This window comes from Caulobacter sp. FV1ye6ST (assembly GCF_058681225.1).
In genome coordinates this window covers 382,370-399,657 of the sequence record NZ_CM178733.1, presented here as the reverse complement: position 1 = coordinate 399,657, position 17,288 = coordinate 382,370, and the positions used below count along the sequence as shown (strand labels likewise).

Below are 17,288 nucleotides of genomic sequence, written 5' to 3'. Positions count from 1 at the left end.
AGAGAGGACCCCCATGATCATCGACTTCCAGCACCACTACACCCCGCCCGAACTGCTGAACCATCCCAAGATCGCCAACATGGCCATCAACAAGGCCGGCAAGGCTCCCAAATACTTCATGCCGCCAGCGCTCACCGATTTGGACGAGCAGGTTCGGGCCATGGATTACGCCGGCATCGACATGGCCGTGTTGACCTGTGGCCTGGGTATGGACGGGGCGGATCTTGAGATCTGCCAGATGGTCAACGACGCCATGGCGGCCGCCATCCGTCGCCACCCCACCCGCTTTACGATGCTCGGCCACGCGCCTGCGCTGGACTCGGCCGGAGCCCCTGCCGAGCTTGAGCGGTGCGTGAACGAGTACGGCGTGGTTGGCTGTGTGACCATCTCGGAAGTCGACGGCCTGCCGCTGGACGATCCGGCGTTCGATCCCTACTGGGCCGCCTGCGAACGCTTGGGCCTGTATGTCTTCGTGCACCCGGCCCTGCGGCCGAATGTGGGCCCACAATTGGACCGTTACGACCTCGTGCGCTCGGTGGGCCGCGAGTACAGCCTGGCCACCACCGCGCTTCGCATGGTGATCGGCGGCACGTTTGATCGCTTCCCGAATTTGAAGGTTCAGTTCGGCCATTTGGCGGGCAATGTCGCGGTGCATCTTGAGCGCGTGCGCGGCTTCACCAAGCGCGAGAACTGGGGAATGGTTGGCGACCCGGTCCACGGGATCCTGCCGCAAAAGCCGCTCCAGTATTATCTGGAGAACAATCTGTGGTTCGATACGGCCGGCATCTTCGGTTCGCTCAACGCCGTGCGCGCGACCCTGGGCGAAATCCCCGCCTCGCGCGTGGTGTTTGGCACCGACTACCCGCTCGAAATCCGGACCGATGAGGATCTCAAGCGCTTCATCGACGGGCTCAAGGCGATGGGCGCGGATGGCGAGGCCATCCTCAGCGGCTCCCACAGCGCCTTGATCCCGAACCGTCAGCCAGCGGCCGCCTGATGAAGCTCGACGAAGCATTTTATGATGTCGGGGGGGTGAGGCTCCCCCGGCCGTTTCATCTGCGCCGCCTTGGCCATTACGGGCTCAACGTCGCCGATCTCGAAGCCAATCTGGTGTTTTACCGTGACACCTTAGGCTTTGCGGTTTCGGACATTTTGGACTTCCGCACCAAGACTTCCGACCCCGACCGCCTAGCCGCCCTTGGCGACACGCGCGGCTTTTTCATGCGCCACGGCGGCGATCATCATAGTTTTGTGCTGTTCAACGGCGCGGTGTTCCATGGACTGGGCCGCACGGCGCGTATGGGCAAGGAGGTCTCTTCGAACCAGATCACCTTCCAGGTCGGCTCTCTGCAGGAAGTTGTCGATGCGGTGGGATGGATCCAGGAAAAGGGCCTACCGTTGCATCGCTCTGGCCGCGATGTGCCCGGCTCCAATTGGCATAGCTATTTCTACGATCCCGACGGCCACATCATCGAGCTCTATTACGGGATGGAGCAGATCGGCTGGGACGGCGTCTCAAAGCCCAAGGGCGTGCATGCCCAAGAGTTTCGGGAGGCGCCGCAGCTGCCCCAACGCCCGGAATTCGAGGAGGTCGATCAGGCGCTTGCGAGCGGCTATGCGCTCGCCTCAGGCTATCGTCATCGCGAAGCCCTTCCCGTCATCCATGAGGTCGAGGGAGTCCGCCTGGCGCGCCCCTTCAAGATCACCGGCATTGGTCCGCTTCGATTGTTCGTCAGCGACCTTGAGGCGTCGATCGCCTTCTGGTCTGGACGCATGGGCCTGACCCTTACCGATCGGACCGATCGAGCGGCCTTTTTCCGTTGCGCGGCCGAACACCACACGCTCGCGGTTTACGATATGGCGCTGCGCTCTGAGCTGCCGGTGCGACAGGACGACACCCATCTGAGCTTCGGCGTCCGGGTTGGCGGCTATGCTCAGCTGCGCGCGGCGCGCGACTGGCTCTCGTCCCGCGGCGTAGAGATGGTCGAGATGCCCCCCTGGCTGCGGCCGGGGATCGACCGGACGATCTATGCCCGCTCCCCGCACGGTCACCTGATCGAGCTCTACTGGCATATGGATCCTGCAGGCGGCCAAACCACGCCGCCCGCGCAAGATTGGCCTGAGACGATCGCTGCGCCGACGAGCCTTTTTGCGGGGGAGCCGTTCCTAGGGCCCTGGGGATGAGATCGGCCGGCTTGTCGTCACCGCACCATTCAATCAAACGGTTGGTTTCCGATTGACAGGTTACAATGCCTCCCGCATGTCGAATGTCCCGGTTTTGCGGTGGATCAAGGCGTAGCGCATGGCACCAACATCGTCGCGGGCGTCAGGCGGACGCCGTCTTGCCAAGGGCGGACCACAGGCCGACGCTTCGACCGTGACCGAAGAACCCGTCGCCGGCGACACCCGCCAGCGCCTGATCGAGGCCGCCGCGCGCCACTTCGCCGAGTTCGGATTTGAAGGCGCCAGCCTGCGCGCCATCCAGCAGGAGATCGGCGTCAATCCCGCGACCGCCCATTATCATTTCGGTTCCAAGCTGGCCGTGTACGAAGCCATCGTGGAGTCCTACTTCAGCCGCATACAGGCCGATCGTAAGCAGCGCTATGAGGGGCTGGACGCTTCCCTGCGCGGTCGCGCGCGGCTGGACGCGCTGCTGGAGGCCTATGTCACGCCGCATCTCGAGGTGATCGCCAGCGAGGCTGGGGAGGCCTATGGTCGGCTGATCGCTCGCAAGGTGGTGGAAATCAACCGCCAGGGCCCTGACCTGATTGGCGACCTGCAGCCGTTGCGCGATCGCTTTGTCGCCGATCTGAGCAGGCTCTTTCCCGAAGCCAGCCGCGTTCAGATCGCAAGGTGCCTGTCGTTCGTGATCATCATGATGGTCACCCTGCCCTACGATCAATCCTACCTGGCCATGACGGGACGCAGCGCGCGCAACGAGCCGGTGTCGGCCTGGATAGCGTCGATCATCACCTTCGCAGCCGCCGGCTTCATCGAAGCTTGTGGTCCGCTAGCCGACACTTAGTCCGCATCCGATCGACGAGCCTGACGGCTCGCACGCTCGTCAAATTGGGCGACCGGGGCCTTAACACTAGGACGTCCGACGCTTGACGCGACGGCGCGCTTGAAAAGTTCCCCACCCTGTGTCAATCAGTCGATTGATATAATCCAATAAGCGGGACTTAGCCCGACAGGATCATATGGGGAGGCAAGGATGACACTACGCGACGCCACGCGTCCGACTCGGCTTTGCGGTCTGCGGGCGCTTCTGCTCTCGGGCGCGGCCTTCATGACATACTCTGGCTCCGCTCTGGCCCAGACCGCAGCGCCACCTGCCGCGCCTCCCCAAAGCCCCGCAGCCCCGATCGCTGCCGCCGACAATAGCTACGTTTTGGACGACATCGTCGTGACCGCGCAGCGTCGCGAGACCCGCATCCAGACAACGCCGGTGGCGATCACTGCTGTCGACAGCGCGGCGATCGAGCGCCTGGGCGTCACTCACGTCGACGACCTGGCAAAGTTTGCGCCGGGTATAACCGTGCCCGCCCCCACGTTCAACGGGACCGCCGCGCCGACCATTCGCGGCATCGGCTTTGTGAGCGCCCTGTCGTCGACAAGCTCGCCTGTCGCCTTCTATGTCGATGGCCAGTTCATGGACCGGCCCTACGGCGTCTACGCCAAACTGTTCGACATCGAGCGCATCGAGGTCTTGCGCGGGCCCCAGGGCGTTCTGTTCGGTCGCAACGCCACCGCCGGCGCCGTGCGCATCGAGCACGCTCTGCCCGGCGACAGCCTCGCGGTGCTGGGCCGACTGGCCTATAGCAGCTTCAATACCCGCGAGGCGCAGTTGTCGGTGCGCGGCCCCGTCAGCGACACTCTCTCCCTCGGCGTCGCGGCCGACTATGGCGACTCCGACGGCTACGGACGCAATGTCACGCTAGGGCGGGACATCTTCGGCTTCTCGGTGCGCGGGGTCCGCGGCTCGTTGGTCTGGAAGCCCACGGATGCGGCTCGCCTGGTCTTGCGCGCCGGACACGCCAAGGAGGATACGACCGTCGGCTACAAGAACCTCGTCGGCTGGGCCAGCCAACGCGACGCGATCTTCAATGATCCCAGCCTTGGTCCGAACGCGGTGCGCAACGACTTCCCGGGCTTTAACCATCGCGTCTCCAATGAGGCGTCGGCGGAATTCGAATATAAGTTCCCCGTTCTCACCCTAACGGCCTTGGCCGGCTACAATGACTATGACTACGTGGCTCAGACCGATCAGGACGGCACGGCCAACCGGGTGTCGGAGAGCTTCTACAAAGCCGCCTACAAGGGCTATTCGGGCGAGGTGCGCGTTTCCTCCACTTCGTTCTCGCGCGTCCGCATCGATGCTGGTCTTTACTACTTGCATGACGCCCCCGATGGCGGCGGCAGCGAGCTGCGGATCTTCAATCCCGCGGGTGTGCGCGTCTCGGGCTATGGGGGGCCGCTCGAGAAGTCGACGACCAACGCCTACGCCGCCTTCGCTCATGCGGGCTACGACGTGACGAGCCGGCTGACGCTGCGCGCGGGCTTGCGCTACAGCTCCGAAAAAAAGCACTACCAGATCAACTCGCGGATCTATGCGCCAACCGCGCCAGGAGGCTCCACGCTCTTCACTACCGACACGAGCAAGCGTTGGGAGGCGGCCACGCCGCTGGTAGGGTTCGACTTCAAGCTTAACGAAGGCGTCTTCCTCTACGGCACGGCTTCCCGCGGCTTCAAGAGCGGCGGTTTCAACTTCCCGGACGGCGCGCCCTTCAATCCGGAATCGGTGTGGAACTACGAGCTGGGCGCCAAGACCGACCTGGCCGAACGTCGCGTGCGCCTGAACCTAGCCGCCTTCCACACCGACTACAAGGATCTGCAAGTCGCTCTGAACCTGCCGGGCGGGCGCGTATCGCTACGCAACGCGGCCACCGCGACGATCTATGGCCTGGAAGCCGAAACCACGGTGATTCCGTTCGAAGGCCTGCGGCTGAGCGGTACGCTGGCCTATCTCCACGCCGAGTTCGACGATTACCAGTTCAGCGCGACGGCTAATCTTAAGGGCTCAACGCTGGAGCGGGCGCCACGATGGAAGGGGAGCTTCGTCGCCGAATACACCGTGCCTACGAGCCTTGGAAAACTGCTGCTCCAAGGCTCCTACACCTATGAGGACAAGATCGCCTTCAATGCCGTGCCCGAGCCCGAGCGCAGCAACTACTATGTGCGTCCTAGCGCCACGAGCCTGGATGCTCGCGCCGAGCTCGCCCTCTCCACCCAGTGGAAGGTATCGGTGTGGGGCCGCAACCTGGACAACGATCGCTACTACGCCTCGGTTGGACGGCTGGGCGGCGGCGCCTGGGCCGCGTCAGTGGTGAACGCTCCGCGATCCTTCGGCGCCGAGCTGGCCTACCGCTACTGAGGTCCGACAGACGACAGACGACAGACTCAGGCCCGGGCTTGGCGCCCGGGCCTTTTTTGTGTCCGCCTGCCCGTGGAGCCGTCTATCCGATCGCGTTAGGCGACCGATCTCAAAGGCCTAAAGCCGTCACGCCGCGTGGCCCTTTGAGCTCGCCATTGTCGGCGAAGCGGCACAGCGCCTCACCCGGCTGCCTGCGGACGCGCCCGCCCGGGGGCGTGCCAACACGTGGTGCGATCGCCTCAGGCGCCGCCAGCATTAAAAGGGTGTCCGGGCGCGATCGCGCCGAGGCTGGCGATCGAGGATGCGCTCGGCCCAGGCGGGGTGTGCGCGAGCTCTCGCCTAACGAGGAGGCTTGAGGCTTTTGAGGGCCTGCTCGAATGCCTCGTCGCTGATCTCCGAGCGCGCCACCAGCAAGCTACAGTCGATGTTGTCGACGATGTAGACGCCAGACGCGCCAGACCACCAGCGCTCCAGAAAGCTTTGTCGGCGGTGACCAACGACGACGAGGTCGGCCTTCACCTCATTGGCGTACAAGCTTATCTGTTGGGCCGGGTCGCCGGTGACGACCTTGCCACGCGCCTCGAACCCCAGCTGGCGCAGCCTCGCGAGGCTTTCCTGTAATACAGCTTCATAGGCTTCACGGTGACGATGGGCGGCGCCGGCCTGGACGCCTTCAGCGATCGCCACGCCGGCCCCTTCGACGGTCACGGACAGAAGAAAGACCTCCGCCGCGCAGACCTTGGCCAGGAGAACACCTTCGCGCAGCGCGCGCCGGCCCTCCAGGGTGCTGTCGAAAGCCAGCACGATCTTCTTGTACATGGTCTTGCCCTTGGCCTTGGCGGCCTCTTCTCGATTTTCCCGGGCCCACCGATCCAGAGCCAGGGTATGCCCGCAGCCAAGGTCACTTCGGCCCTGAGGCCCCTTTTCCGACGCCGCTCAGTCAAGCGGCGGGCGCGACCTTCTGGCCGGCGCGAACCCATAAGGGCGGCGCGGTCTGAGCATGATGCGCGAACGCCTCGACCATCCACGGAAACGCCCGCGGCGAGGTCAGGTCGTGGCCCATCCCCTCAATGGTGAGCAGACGCGCGCCGGGAATGGCGCGCACGGTGGAGAGGCCGCCCGAATAGCGCAGCAGCGGGTCATCGGAGCCATGGATGACCAGGGTCGGGGCGGTGATCGTCTGTGCGGGCACAGGGAGGGACGCATAGACGGCTTGAACCAAGCGATGAGCGTCACCTGTCTGCTCTCCGCGGTCGAGCATCACCGACGCATAGGCGCGAACGAACTCCTCGTTGACGGGATAGCGAGGGCCCGAGACGTAGTTGGTGAAGGAGTCCACCATGCGGTCGATCCAGCCCTGGCGGTCTGTCGGGGCCGGCTTTTCCCGCAACGCCATGACGCGACCATCAGGCTTATCCAGCATGGGGTCGGTGCGGAAATCGCCGGTGGTGCTCATCATCGAAATCAGCGAAATCACCCGATGCGGATGCCGAAGGGCCGCATACTGGGCGAAGACGCCGCCGGCGGAGATGCCGGCCACGTGGGCTTGCTCAATGCCTAGGGCGTCGAGCAGGCCGATCGCGTCATCGCCGAGGTCCGCGCCATTAAAGGACTGGTCTGCCGGAATGCGCGCCGAAAGGCCGGTATCGCGCTGGTCGAACCGGATCACCTGAAAGCCTCGCTCGGCGAGCATCTCGCAGAAGCAGACGTTCCAAGCCATGGCCTGGCCGTGGGCGCCGGTGATCAGCAGGAATGCCGGGTCGGTTGGCTCGCCGATCCGGTCGTACCAGAGGTCGACGCCGTTGGCTTTTGCAATACCGCTAGCCATGTTTGATCCTCAAAGCGATGCTGAAGGCGTGCGCGCGCTGGCGCGGGAGGGCCGCTGCGCCATGAAAATGATCAGCGCCCCGGCCAGGGCAGTCGCGGCGAAGAGCAGCCCCGGGCGGCTGAAGTCGTTTCCTGGTCCCATCAACAGGCCGCTGGCCGCGCCCCCGAGAAATGTGCCCAGATTACCGATGGCCGCGATCGCTCCGATCCCGGCGGCCATGCCCCGCCCGGACAGGAATCGCGGCGGCAGGGTCCAGAAGACCGGCAGCGCGCCGGTGAGCCCGACATAGCCCACCATCATCGCCAGCACGCGCAGGCCAAGCGGCAAGTCCAAGGCCGAAACGCCAAAACCGACCGCACCAACGAGAAGCGGCGCCACCACGTGCCAGGTCCGCTCGCCAGTGCGATCGGAATTGCGGGCCGATATCAGCATCGCCGCCACGCTGACGACGAAAGGTATCGCCGCGAGCAGGCCAATCGTCGTGACGCCATACCCCATCTGCTTGAGAAGCGTGGGCAACCAGAGGTTCAAGTTGGGTAGTCCCATGCCAAACAGCATAAAGGCCACCGCCAGCGTCCAAGTCATCGGCATGGACAGGGCCGCGCGAAACTCGCTCCAGTTGGTGACGTGAGGTCTGGGCTCGGCGGAGCCAAACTGTGATTTCAGCCATTGCCGCTCGGCTTGCGGCAGCCATTTGGCCTCGTTGGGGCCTTCGGCTAGCTTGAAGAAGATGACGATGCCGAGCACCACGGCCGGCGCGCCTTCCAGCAGGAAAAGCCACTGCCAGCCAGCTAGGCCCAGGCGTCCATCCAGCGGAAGGATAGCCGCCGCCAAAGGCCCGCTGACGGCCGACGACAATGGCACCGACAGAACGATCAGGCTTGAGACACGCGCCCTATATCGGTCGGGGAACCATTGGCTGAGAAAGTAGATCGCGCCCGGCGCGAATCCAGCTTCGGCGATCCCGAGCAGCAGGCGAAGCCCGATGAAGGTTCGCGGCCCTTGGACGCACGCCAGGAGCATCACGATCAGCCCCCAGGTGACCATGATGCGCGCCAGCCATCGCCGCGCGCCGACGGTCGCCAGGAACATGTTGCTGGGCAGCTCGAACAGAAAGAATCCCAGGAAGAAAATGCTGCTGCCGATGGCGTAGGTGGCGTGGGTCAGGCCGATGTCGGCGTTCATCGACAGCGCGGCGAAGCCGACGTTGAACCGGTCGACGCCAGCGATCAGCGCCGCGGCGAACAGCAAGGGCAGCAAGCGCCAGGAAATGCGTGAGATCGTGCGCCGTCCAAGGTCTGCATCGTCGCTTGCATCGACCGGCATGGCGGAAGCCGGCGCGTATCGGTCAAGCATCAGGTCAGCTCCATCAAGCGATTGGCGACGCTGGCGCCTTCGGCGGCGCGGCGGGCGATGTAGTCGCCGAGAGCGGCGCGATAGGGCGCAGGCTCGAAGTTCAGGATCGCGCTTGAGAGGCTCGGACGCTGCGCGATCGCCTCATACCAGGCTCCTACGGCGGGCCAGCGGTCCCACGGCCAGGCCATCGACTGCAGGCGGTGGACCGTAGGGGCCCAGGCGATGTCGGCGAGCCCGAGGCTGGCTCCCTCCAGCCATGTGCCCGGAGCCAGCGCCGCCTGCAGAAGGTCTAGGGCCTGACGCATTTCCAAGAGGCTCTTGGACACGCGACCGGTCCAATCTGCATCCTGCGCGGCATAGCTCCTCAGGAACGGACCGGCGTCTGGGTTGGGAGAGGCCTGGACGTAGGCCTCGATGTCCTCGCTCGAACGCATTTGAGCGCGAAAGACAAATTCGTGGGTGAGCACGCGCAGCGGCTCGACTGCGCCGTCGGCCGCCTCGCGAAGCGCCAGAGAGCGTCCGACGTCGGGTCCGACAAGAGGCGGGTTAGGATAATGGGTCTCGAGATAGGCGAGGATGTCGACAGACTCGATGACGCGTTCGCCATCGCGCACGAGCGCCGGCACTAGGCCGCGGGGGTTTATCGCCAGATAGTCGGGCTGCAACTGGGCTAGGCTACGCAGATCGACGATGTGGCTTTCGTAGGCCAGGCCCTTTTCGGCCAGGGCCATCCGCACGCGCTGCGAACAGCTTGACGGGCCGTAGTGGAAGAGATGCAAGCCCTCCAAAGCGGAGGCCGGGAGCGCGCGCTCAAGGATCGGCATGTCAGATCTCGCTCTTGAAAAGCCGCGGCGCGCGTTGGCGCGCGGAGGTTGTCACGGTCTCCTCCACCTCAGGGCGCCTCGAAGGCGACGGGATCGGCGGCGGGCCAGCCCGTCGCCCCCACGCGCCGCAAGTCTGTCTGCAGAACCGTCTCGGGGGCCGCGCCGGGTGTGAGGCGTTCGCCGCGCTCCTGCCAGCGCCCCTCCCCCAGTGTGACGGTCACGCGCAGAAGGCCGCCGCTCGGATCGGGCCGCTCGAAGACGTAGCCATCCGGTGTGAGCCTGATTGTGGTGGTGACCACGTAGCCGCGGCCGTAGGCGCGAAAGCCGTAAACGTCGGCGATCGGATCATAGGAGATGATCGACATCAGATTGTAGGCGAGCGAGCCGTTCGGCAGATATCCTCGCCCCTCAAGCATCATGGTCGCGCCGTCGAGCATCGGTCCGACGCGATGAGCCCCGATCGTTCGCAGCACGCTTCCGTCGGGTCCAGTCTGTACGGTCGTCCCGCGCCAGACGCCCATCAACGGCGCGAAGTGCTTCAGCGCCGCCTTCTGGGCCGAAATGAGTTCGGCCGAGCTGCGCGCCGGGGCGGCCGGGCTTGCGACCACGGGGGCTTTGGCGTTCCCACCGTCAAGGGCGGGGCCTGACGCGAGCATCATCATCAAGCCTATTAAGCTGCTAGCGGCCGTCATCGCCCCCCCTTGCTCACTCCAGCGAGCCATTATCGTTGCCTGGACGATATTCAATCAACTGATTGATTGTCAATCGGCAAAGTGTGGCTTGGTTCCGCGTGCGACCTGCGTCGCTCTGGACCCACCACCGTCAAGGCTTTGCTGAGCCCTCACCCCAGACTCTGTCGGCAGGTTCATGGCCCCTCGCGACGGGACACGCCTGTGCATCCTTCCGGGGCGCCAGGCGCCCATCCGGTCAGATATTTGCGCGACAAGCTTACCCATCCTGGGTGCAGGGTCGTTGGAGCCCTTCATCACCGGGCTCTGCGGTGCTGGCAAAACGAGGAGGAATCGAACGGCCGACGGCGAGGGCCAACTGTCCACCGGCGGGCGATCAGATCCTATTTTATAGGATAATTGGCCGCCGGTGGCCACTTGCCGGAGCAGCCCACTGATGGCGCTGGAGGCCGAAGCTTCATGCCGGCGGTTGAACCCGCAGCGCGCTAGCAGGTCAGGCTATGGGACCGAGGACATGCCGCCAACTAAGGTCGCGGATACAAATCGGCTTGGCTAGCAAGCCTCTACAGACTGGAGATGCCCTTCGGCAGGGAGTTGCCAGCCTTCCAAATGGAATGGATAGCCGTCGAGTCTTCATAAAGTAGGCTGAGGTCCTCCAAAGGATTCCCGTCGAGGACCAGAAGGTCGGCGAACGCGCCCGGGACGATGCACCCAAGTTCGCCCTGCATGCCGAGGATCTCGGCATTGATTGCGGTCGCCGAATTGAGCACCTGGAAGGGCGTTTCCACTTGTCCGCGCAGTCGAAATTCATCGCGCTGATGGCGGTGCATCGGCCCCAGGAGGTCGGTGCCAAACCCGAGTTTAACACCGGCCTCGCGACAGATCCGCACCGCCTCAAGCCCATGACTGTAGACGTCGTCCAGCTTGTCCAACAGATGCTTGGGCGCGCCGTCCTCGAGACCGCTGCGCCTGAACGCTTCGTACGTCGCCAAGGTTGGCACGACATAAGCGAAAGCTTCCGCGACGGCCTTGGCCGCTTCTCGATCGATCAGGTTCGCGTGTTCGATCGTTCGGACGCCAAGGCGCACGGCCCGAATGATGGTCTCCGCAGTGTAGGCGTGGGCGGCGACATAGACCCGACGTCGCCGGGCTTCATCAACGACGACCGCGATTTCTTCCTCCGAAAACTGCGCCATCCATATGGGATCGCTGGGCGAGGCGATGCCACCCGACACGAAGATCTTCAGGTGATGGGCACCCTTGCGCAGCGCTTCGCGGGCGGCAAGTCGCATCGCATCAACACCATCGACGCGCTCGGCGATCAGGCCGTGACCCGCGCAGCCGCATAGCGACTCCGTTTCATGGGGCGCGCGAGCATCGCCATGGCCGCCTGTTTGGCTGAAGGCGCGGCCACAGTAGAAGAGACGCGGGCCTTCGAACCAGCCCTCCTCCAAGGCGCGCCACAGGCCATAGTCGGCGCCGCCGACATCACGGACCGTGGTGAACCCGCGGCTCAGGGCGCCCTCCATGACCGCGCGGCCTGTCTGGGCCACGTAGGTCGGCGGCATCTTTTCCAAGGCGACGAGATCGGCCCGCGACGCGTAGGCGTGGAAGTGAGCGTCGATCAGACCCGGCATCACCGTTCGGCCTTCCAGATCGAGCGTCACATCAGCGTTTGCGGCCTCTCCGAAAGGCAGGATCGAGACGATACGATCGTGCTCGATCAGCAGCGAGGCTGGGCCGCTCAAAGTATCGTTCAGGCCATCGAAAATGCGGACGTTACTAAGCAGCGTACGGGTCATGGATGATCCTTGAGGAAATCGTCGCCGCGCCGCTCGCATCCGCGACCGGTGCATTGGCATATCGGGCTAGTAGTTGATCCAGACGGTCTGGCGTCGCAGATAGCTTTTAAGCCCCTCCACGCCGCCTTCGACGCCTTGGCCAGATGCGCCGGCGGGCTCTAGCGAGAAGCCATGGCCCGCGCCCTCACCGCTGGGCGCAGCGGCGTTTAGCAACACCGAGGAGCGGATGCCGTCCGACAGCGTCAATCCCGTCGCTAGGTCGGCACTCCAGACGTAAGCGAGCAAACCGTAGTCGGTGCCGTTGGCCAGACGGATCGCCTCGTCGACGTCCTTGAAGGTCAAGACGCTGAGCACCGGGCCAAAGACTTCTTCGCGCCAGATCTCATCGTCAGGCGAGCGTACGCGCACCACCGTGGGACGCACGAAGCAGCCCTCTGGCAGGTCCGGGCCGCCGGAGATCACCGTCGCCCCCGCTTGGCGCGCGCGCTCGATCAATCCGAGCACCCGCTCGCGTTGCCCCGTCGAACATAGCGGTCCGAACGTCACGCCAGCGGAGCTGGGATCGCCGGGCTTGATGTTTTCGAAACCGAGCACGATCGCCTCGATGAGACGCTCAGCGATCGCCTCGTGGACGATCAGCCGGGAACCAACGCTGCAGATTTGCCCCTGGTTGGTTACAATCGCGCCACCCACGATCGCCGCTACGACTGTCAGATCGACGCCGTCACCCATAACGACGTGGGGCGATTTACCACCACATTCGGCCAGGACGGGCCGCATGTTCGAGCGCGCGGCGTCAGCCACTACGAGCCTGCCCACCTCCGTGGAACCCGTGAACGCGGTCATGTCGACATCGGGGTGGACGCTGAGCGCCTTGCCGACAATCTCGCCTAGGCCATGCACGATGTTGAGTACGCCGGGCGGCAGGCCGGCCTCGAGCGCCAGGCGCGCCAGTTCCTGGGCGGACCGAGGCGAAAGCTCCGAGGGCTTGAGCACCACGGTGTTGCCCGCTGCGAGGGCTGGCGCGATTTTCAGGAGCGCGTTGAAGGTTGGAAAATTCCACGGCGTGATCGCGCCGACGACCCCGTGGGGCGCCCAGCGCTGAACGACAAGACTGCGCTGAGCGCTCGGCAGGGTATCGCCGAACACCTTGTCGATCGCTTCGGCGTTGAAGCGCAAAAGGTCGGCGGCGGACCGCGCGCTATAGGCCGCCAGGCCGGCGGGCTTTCCCATATCGCCAGCGTCGAGTTGGTCAAGCGTCTCGGCCCGCGACGTGATGAGGTCAGCCCATTTGCGCAGGACAGACTTGCGCCAGGATGGCGCCTGGCGCGACCATCTTCCGTCCTCGAAAGCTAGCCGCGCCACCGCTACCGCGACGTCGATGTCGCCCGCATCGCCGCGGGGGATCTCGCAGGCCACAGATCCGTCATAGGGGTTGATGACCGCAATGCGCTGGGCTGTCTTGGACGCACGTTCGCAGCCGTCAACGAAGTGGCCTAGACAGGCGATGGGGGACTCTTTGTTCAGGGCGTTCACCTTGCGGCTCCAAAAGCAGTCACCGCCTTAGGCGGCGGAACTCGATCGTTGCGTGATCATGAGGTCGACGGCGCCGCGCAGCGCGTCGAGCGGCGTCGAGCCGAGCGCCAAAATGGCGTCGTGGAAATCGCGGACGTCGAACCGCGCCCCTAGGACGTCTTCCGCCTTGCGGCGGCAGTCTCGGATGCAGGCTTGGCCCAGATAGTACGAGAGCGCCTGGCCGGGCCATGAGATGTACCGGTCGATCTCAGAGACGATCTCATGGGCCGGGAGGATTGTGTTTTCGGCCAGGAAGGCGATCGCCTCATCGCGGCTCCAACCGAGCCAATGGATCCCCGTATCGACGACGAGGCGCGCGGCGCGCCAGACCTGGTAGCCGAGCATGCCGAACCGTTCGTAGGGCGTCTCATAGATCCCCATTTCGAGACCCAGCTCTTCGCAATAGAGGGCCCACCCTTCGGCGTAGGCGGGCAGGTAGGTGAGGCGTCGGAACGCGGGGAGCGCCTCGTCTTCCATCGCCACGGCAATCTGAAACGCATGCCCAGGGGCCGACTCGTGCAGGGTCAGCGCTGGCAGGCTGTAGAGGGGCCGCGTCGTCGGCTGGTAGGTGTTGAGCAGATAGAGACCAGGGCCGCCTCGGCCGGCGGTGTAGTAGGGCGCGATCTCAGCCGGGACCGGCTTGATTGCAAACCGGGCGCGGGGAAGCTTCCCGAAGAAGGCTGGGGCGACGGCGTCAAACTTCTTGGCGATCCAAGCAGCCCGCATCAGAAGCTCGTCTTCAGTGCGCGCGTAGAAGTGCGGATCGGTCCGTAGATACTCGACGAACGAAGGCAGCGCGCCCTGGTGGCCGGTCTCCGCGATCGCCTCCGCCATTTCCGCGCGCAGCCGGGCCACTTCCTCAAGCCCGTAGGCGTGGATCGCCTCGGGCGCACGGTTGTCTGTCGTGTGTTCGCGGATCTTGGATTGGTAGTAGGCGCGGCCTTCGGGCAGGTCAGCGGCGGCGATGGTTTGGCGGCAGTTGGGGCGGTACTCGTCGGTAAAGAACCGCAAAAGCTCCCGATGGGCCGGGATGACCGCCTCCTCGATGACCTGGATAGCCTCTTGGGCCAAGGCCTCGTCACCGGCCGGCACGGGCCGGAACGGGGCGAAGTAGAGGCTGTCGATGGCCGGGGTCTCGGCAACGACAGCGATCGCACTTTCACGGCCAACCAAGGTCGCGCGAGGCGGGGTGAAGCCGCGAGCGAGACCCGCACGCATGTTCTGCGTCATTTCGGCGAAGTAGCGCGGGAGGTCGCGCATCTGCTCGATCCACCGCACGCGATCCTCGCGCCGAGGCATGGGCCTGCGCGCGATGGCGGCGGTCTCGCTCCAGAAGGCGGAGTCCGAATTGAGCGGCATTTCGAAATCCCGCCAGACCTGGCGGTCGATCAAGGTGGCGATCTGGGCGCGATACACTTGGTAGTCGACGAGCTCTCGCCGCCCCAGCGCGGTCGTGTCTAGGGCTTCAAGCTCTGCGTCGACGCGCCGCCAGCGCTCGAGCCGCGCGGCTTGGGCCTCCAGACCGGCGTCCGGCAGGCTCCGATAGAGGGGGCGGCCCGGCTCGACGCCGACATCCAAACCCGTGACGTCGGCAAACTGGTCAAGGCGCCAGGCCCATTCGGCCTCGTGTATGGCCTTGAAGCGCTCAAGCGCCGTGAGATGGCGGTTCATGCGGCCGCCTTCGAGGCTGAGGCCTCAGTGAGGATATGAGCCAATTTCGTCCCGATCATCATGCAGGCGGCGTTGGTGTTGCCGCTGATCAGGTCGGGGAAGATCGAAGCGTCGGCGATCCAGACATTTCGAGAGCCGTTGAGTTTCAACGTGGGCGACACGACCGCGTTGGCGTCGCTGCCCATGCGACACGTGCCGGAGATGTGGTAGGCGACCTCGGTGTGGTTGCGCACGTACTGGCGCAACTGGTCCTCGGCTTGGACGTGGCTTCCCGGCGTCAGTTCCTGCTTAACCAACGCCGCGATGGGCGCGGCGGCCATGATCCGTCTGGCGATGCGAACGGCGTTGGCGAGGGCGGCCACGTCACGTTCGCCGCCGCCCAGAAGATTTGGAAACAACCGTGGCGGAGCCGTGGGATCTTTCGACGACAGGGCCAGGCTCCCCCTGCCGCCCGGATGGCTTAGGTTGGCGTAGAGCGTCACCGACGGGACCTTGAGCAACGGATCGGCATGGGTGACCGGATCCTGGATGCCCATCGGCAGGAAATGATATTGAATGTCCGGGTGAGCCAGGCCTGTGTCGCTTCTGACAAAGCCCGCCGCCTCGAAGACGCTGGCGAGCATGCCCTCGCGGCGAACGAGGAACTCGGCCACCTCGCCGAGGGACTGTCCAAGACCGCCGGTTAGGTTTCGCGATTGCGCCGTGGTCTCGAACACCAGACGCACCAGAGGATGCTCAAGCAGATTCTGCCCCACCTGCGGCGAGTGGATCGTAGAGCGGATGTCGAGCGCGTTGAGCGTCTCCCTGTCGCCGACGCCCGACAGCATCAACAGTTTCGGCGTGCCGACGGCGCCAGCGCTAAGGATGAAGCGATTGGCGCTAACGGCGACTTCGCGATCTTTCCTTCGACAGATCGCCTGACGGGCGACGCCGTCCTCGAAGACCAACCGCTCAACGTCGCACTCTGACCAGATCGTCACGTCCTTGCGGCCGCGCAGGCGACTGATGAAGGCGTCGGCCGCGCTGCAACGCAGGCCATTGCGCTGTGACAGTTGGGCTAGGCCGAAACCTTCCTGACTCTCGCCGTTGTAGTCGGGGTTGCCGGCGTATCCCGTCGCCGCGCTGGCTTCCAGGAAGGCTCGCGTCAGGGCGTGCGGTCGGCCGACTGTGCGAACGGACAACGGGCCGCCGTGGCCGCGCTCCGCGCCGGGACGGTCGCTGCTTTCGATCTCGCGAAACAGCGGTTCGACGTCAGACCAACTCCAGCCAGCGTTCTGCAAGCTGGCCCAACGATCGTAGTCGGAGGGCGCGCCGCGGACATACATCATGCCGTTGATGCTGCTGCTGCCGCCAAGAATGCGCCCGCGCGCCCAGCCCTCGCGGCGACCTTGGCGGCTGGGATCGGCTTCGGAAACGTAACCCCAGTCGAACCGTCCAACGGCTTCACGCACGAGGGCGGGCACCCGGGTCTGCATGGTCCGCACGTCGCGACCAGACTCGATCAACAGGATGCGTCCGGCCCCGCGCTCGGCCAATCCGTAGGCCGCCGCACAGCCGGCCGACCCGCCGCCAATGATCACGTAGTCGAAATGGAGTTCCGGGCTCATGCGCGATCTATCCTTGCGCTGCTGACGCGTCGTGATCGCCGCCGGCAAAGGTGGCGAAGGTCTCATGGGCCTTTTGGGTCGAGGAATGGGTGTAGGCGAACCTCAACCCTCCCGCGCCCCGCTCGCAAAGGATCGAGAAGCTCGAGGACAGAGCCTGCCCTTCCGGACTGGTGATGGTCGTGGTTCCGTCGGCCAGGACGAACCGCTCACAAAGCGCCACAGCCTTGTTGAGGTCGAACCGGATCGCCGCGTAGCCCGCGACGTGCAAGGCCGCGGTCGAGCGCAAATAGGCGTCGCGATCGACGAAGACCCCGTCGACGACGGCCGTGAAGGTGGCGACGTAGTGGTCCTCCATCCGGTCCATTCGCCCTGTGTTGAAGTCCAGCGCGAAGGCCGCCAGGTAGACGGTCACCCCCGCCGCCTCGTCGTGGTCCTGCTCGCGCATGTCGCCGCCTCGCCTCCCCGGCCCGCCTGGATGATGGTAGGGTGGCCAGTGTCGCGC

General features: G+C 64.9%; 14 protein-coding genes. 4 read left to right on the top strand and 10 right to left on the bottom strand.

The window, feature by feature from the left end:
* Positions 1-13: 13 nt before the first annotated feature.
* The 4 genes from ACW175_RS02035 to ACW175_RS02020 all read left to right on the top strand — a co-directional run bounded on the left by ACW175_RS02035 (position 14) and on the right by ACW175_RS02020 (position 5,434).
* Positions 14-997, top strand: a complete 984-nt coding sequence (locus ACW175_RS02035) for an amidohydrolase family protein (RefSeq protein ID WP_492103011.1) — start codon at positions 14-16, stop codon at positions 995-997.
* On the top strand, positions 997-2,184 hold the full coding sequence (locus tag ACW175_RS02030; protein WP_492103010.1) for a VOC family protein: 1,188 nt from the start codon (positions 997-999) through the stop codon (positions 2,182-2,184). The genes ACW175_RS02035 and ACW175_RS02030 overlap by 1 nt, the downstream gene beginning before the upstream one ends.
* A 193-nt stretch (positions 2,185-2,377) precedes the next feature.
* Positions 2,378-3,025 carry a TetR/AcrR family transcriptional regulator gene (locus tag ACW175_RS02025; RefSeq protein ID WP_492103009.1) on the top strand — a complete coding sequence of 216 codons (648 nt, stop codon included), beginning with the start codon at positions 2,378-2,380 and terminating at the stop codon, positions 3,023-3,025.
* Between the two features lie 381 nt (positions 3,026-3,406).
* Positions 3,407-5,434 (top strand): TonB-dependent receptor, encoded by a 2,028-nt coding sequence (locus ACW175_RS02020; protein WP_492103008.1) that lies wholly within the window; start codon positions 3,407-3,409, stop codon positions 5,432-5,434.
* A 339-nt stretch (positions 5,435-5,773) separates the two neighbouring features.
* Here the strand turns inward: ACW175_RS02020 and ACW175_RS02015 are convergent, their stop codons facing one another.
* The 10 genes from ACW175_RS02015 to ACW175_RS01970 all read right to left on the bottom strand — a co-directional run bounded on the left by ACW175_RS02015 (position 5,774) and on the right by ACW175_RS01970 (position 17,231).
* Positions 5,774-6,253 carry a universal stress protein gene (locus tag ACW175_RS02015; RefSeq protein WP_492103007.1) on the bottom strand — a complete coding sequence of 160 codons (480 nt, stop codon included), beginning with the start codon at positions 6,251-6,253 and terminating at the stop codon, positions 5,774-5,776.
* A gap of 121 nt (positions 6,254-6,374) precedes the next feature.
* Entirely contained in the window at positions 6,375-7,262 is an 888-nt protein-coding gene (locus tag ACW175_RS02010) for an alpha/beta fold hydrolase (RefSeq protein WP_492103006.1), read from the bottom strand.
* A gap of 9 nt (positions 7,263-7,271) precedes the next feature.
* Positions 7,272-8,618: an MFS transporter gene (locus ACW175_RS02005; RefSeq protein ID WP_492103005.1), complete on the bottom strand. Its 1,347-nt coding sequence runs from the start codon at positions 8,616-8,618 to the stop codon at positions 7,272-7,274.
* On the bottom strand, positions 8,618-9,442 hold the full coding sequence (locus ACW175_RS02000; RefSeq protein WP_492103004.1) for a glutathione S-transferase family protein: 825 nt from the start codon (positions 9,440-9,442) through the stop codon (positions 8,618-8,620). Before ACW175_RS02000 ends, ACW175_RS02005 begins: the two co-directional genes overlap by 1 nt.
* Positions 9,443-9,510: 68 nt before the next feature.
* The gene (locus ACW175_RS01995) at positions 9,511-10,134 is read right to left on the bottom strand and encodes a DUF1579 domain-containing protein (RefSeq protein ID WP_492103003.1); all 624 of its coding nucleotides are present in this window, start codon (positions 10,132-10,134) and stop codon (positions 9,511-9,513) included.
* A 560-nt stretch (positions 10,135-10,694) separates the two neighbouring features.
* Positions 10,695-11,933, bottom strand: coding sequence for a metal-dependent hydrolase family protein (locus ACW175_RS01990; RefSeq protein ID WP_492103002.1), 1,239 nt, complete (start codon positions 11,931-11,933; stop codon positions 10,695-10,697).
* 66 nt (positions 11,934-11,999) lie between these two features.
* Positions 12,000-13,469: an aldehyde dehydrogenase family protein gene (locus tag ACW175_RS01985; protein WP_492103001.1), complete on the bottom strand. Its 1,470-nt coding sequence runs from the start codon at positions 13,467-13,469 to the stop codon at positions 12,000-12,002.
* Positions 13,470-13,496: 27 nt separating this feature from the next.
* Positions 13,497-15,179: a DUF885 domain-containing protein gene (locus ACW175_RS01980; RefSeq protein WP_492103000.1), complete on the bottom strand. Its 1,683-nt coding sequence runs from the start codon at positions 15,177-15,179 to the stop codon at positions 13,497-13,499.
* Entirely contained in the window at positions 15,176-16,834 is a 1,659-nt protein-coding gene (locus tag ACW175_RS01975) for a GMC family oxidoreductase (protein ID WP_492102999.1), read from the bottom strand. The genes ACW175_RS01980 and ACW175_RS01975 overlap by 4 nt, the downstream gene beginning before the upstream one ends.
* Positions 16,794-17,231 (bottom strand): hypothetical protein, encoded by a 438-nt coding sequence (locus ACW175_RS01970; RefSeq protein WP_492102998.1) that lies wholly within the window; start codon positions 17,229-17,231, stop codon positions 16,794-16,796. Before ACW175_RS01970 ends, ACW175_RS01975 begins: the two co-directional genes overlap by 41 nt.
* Between the last annotated feature and the right edge of the window lie 57 nt (positions 17,232-17,288).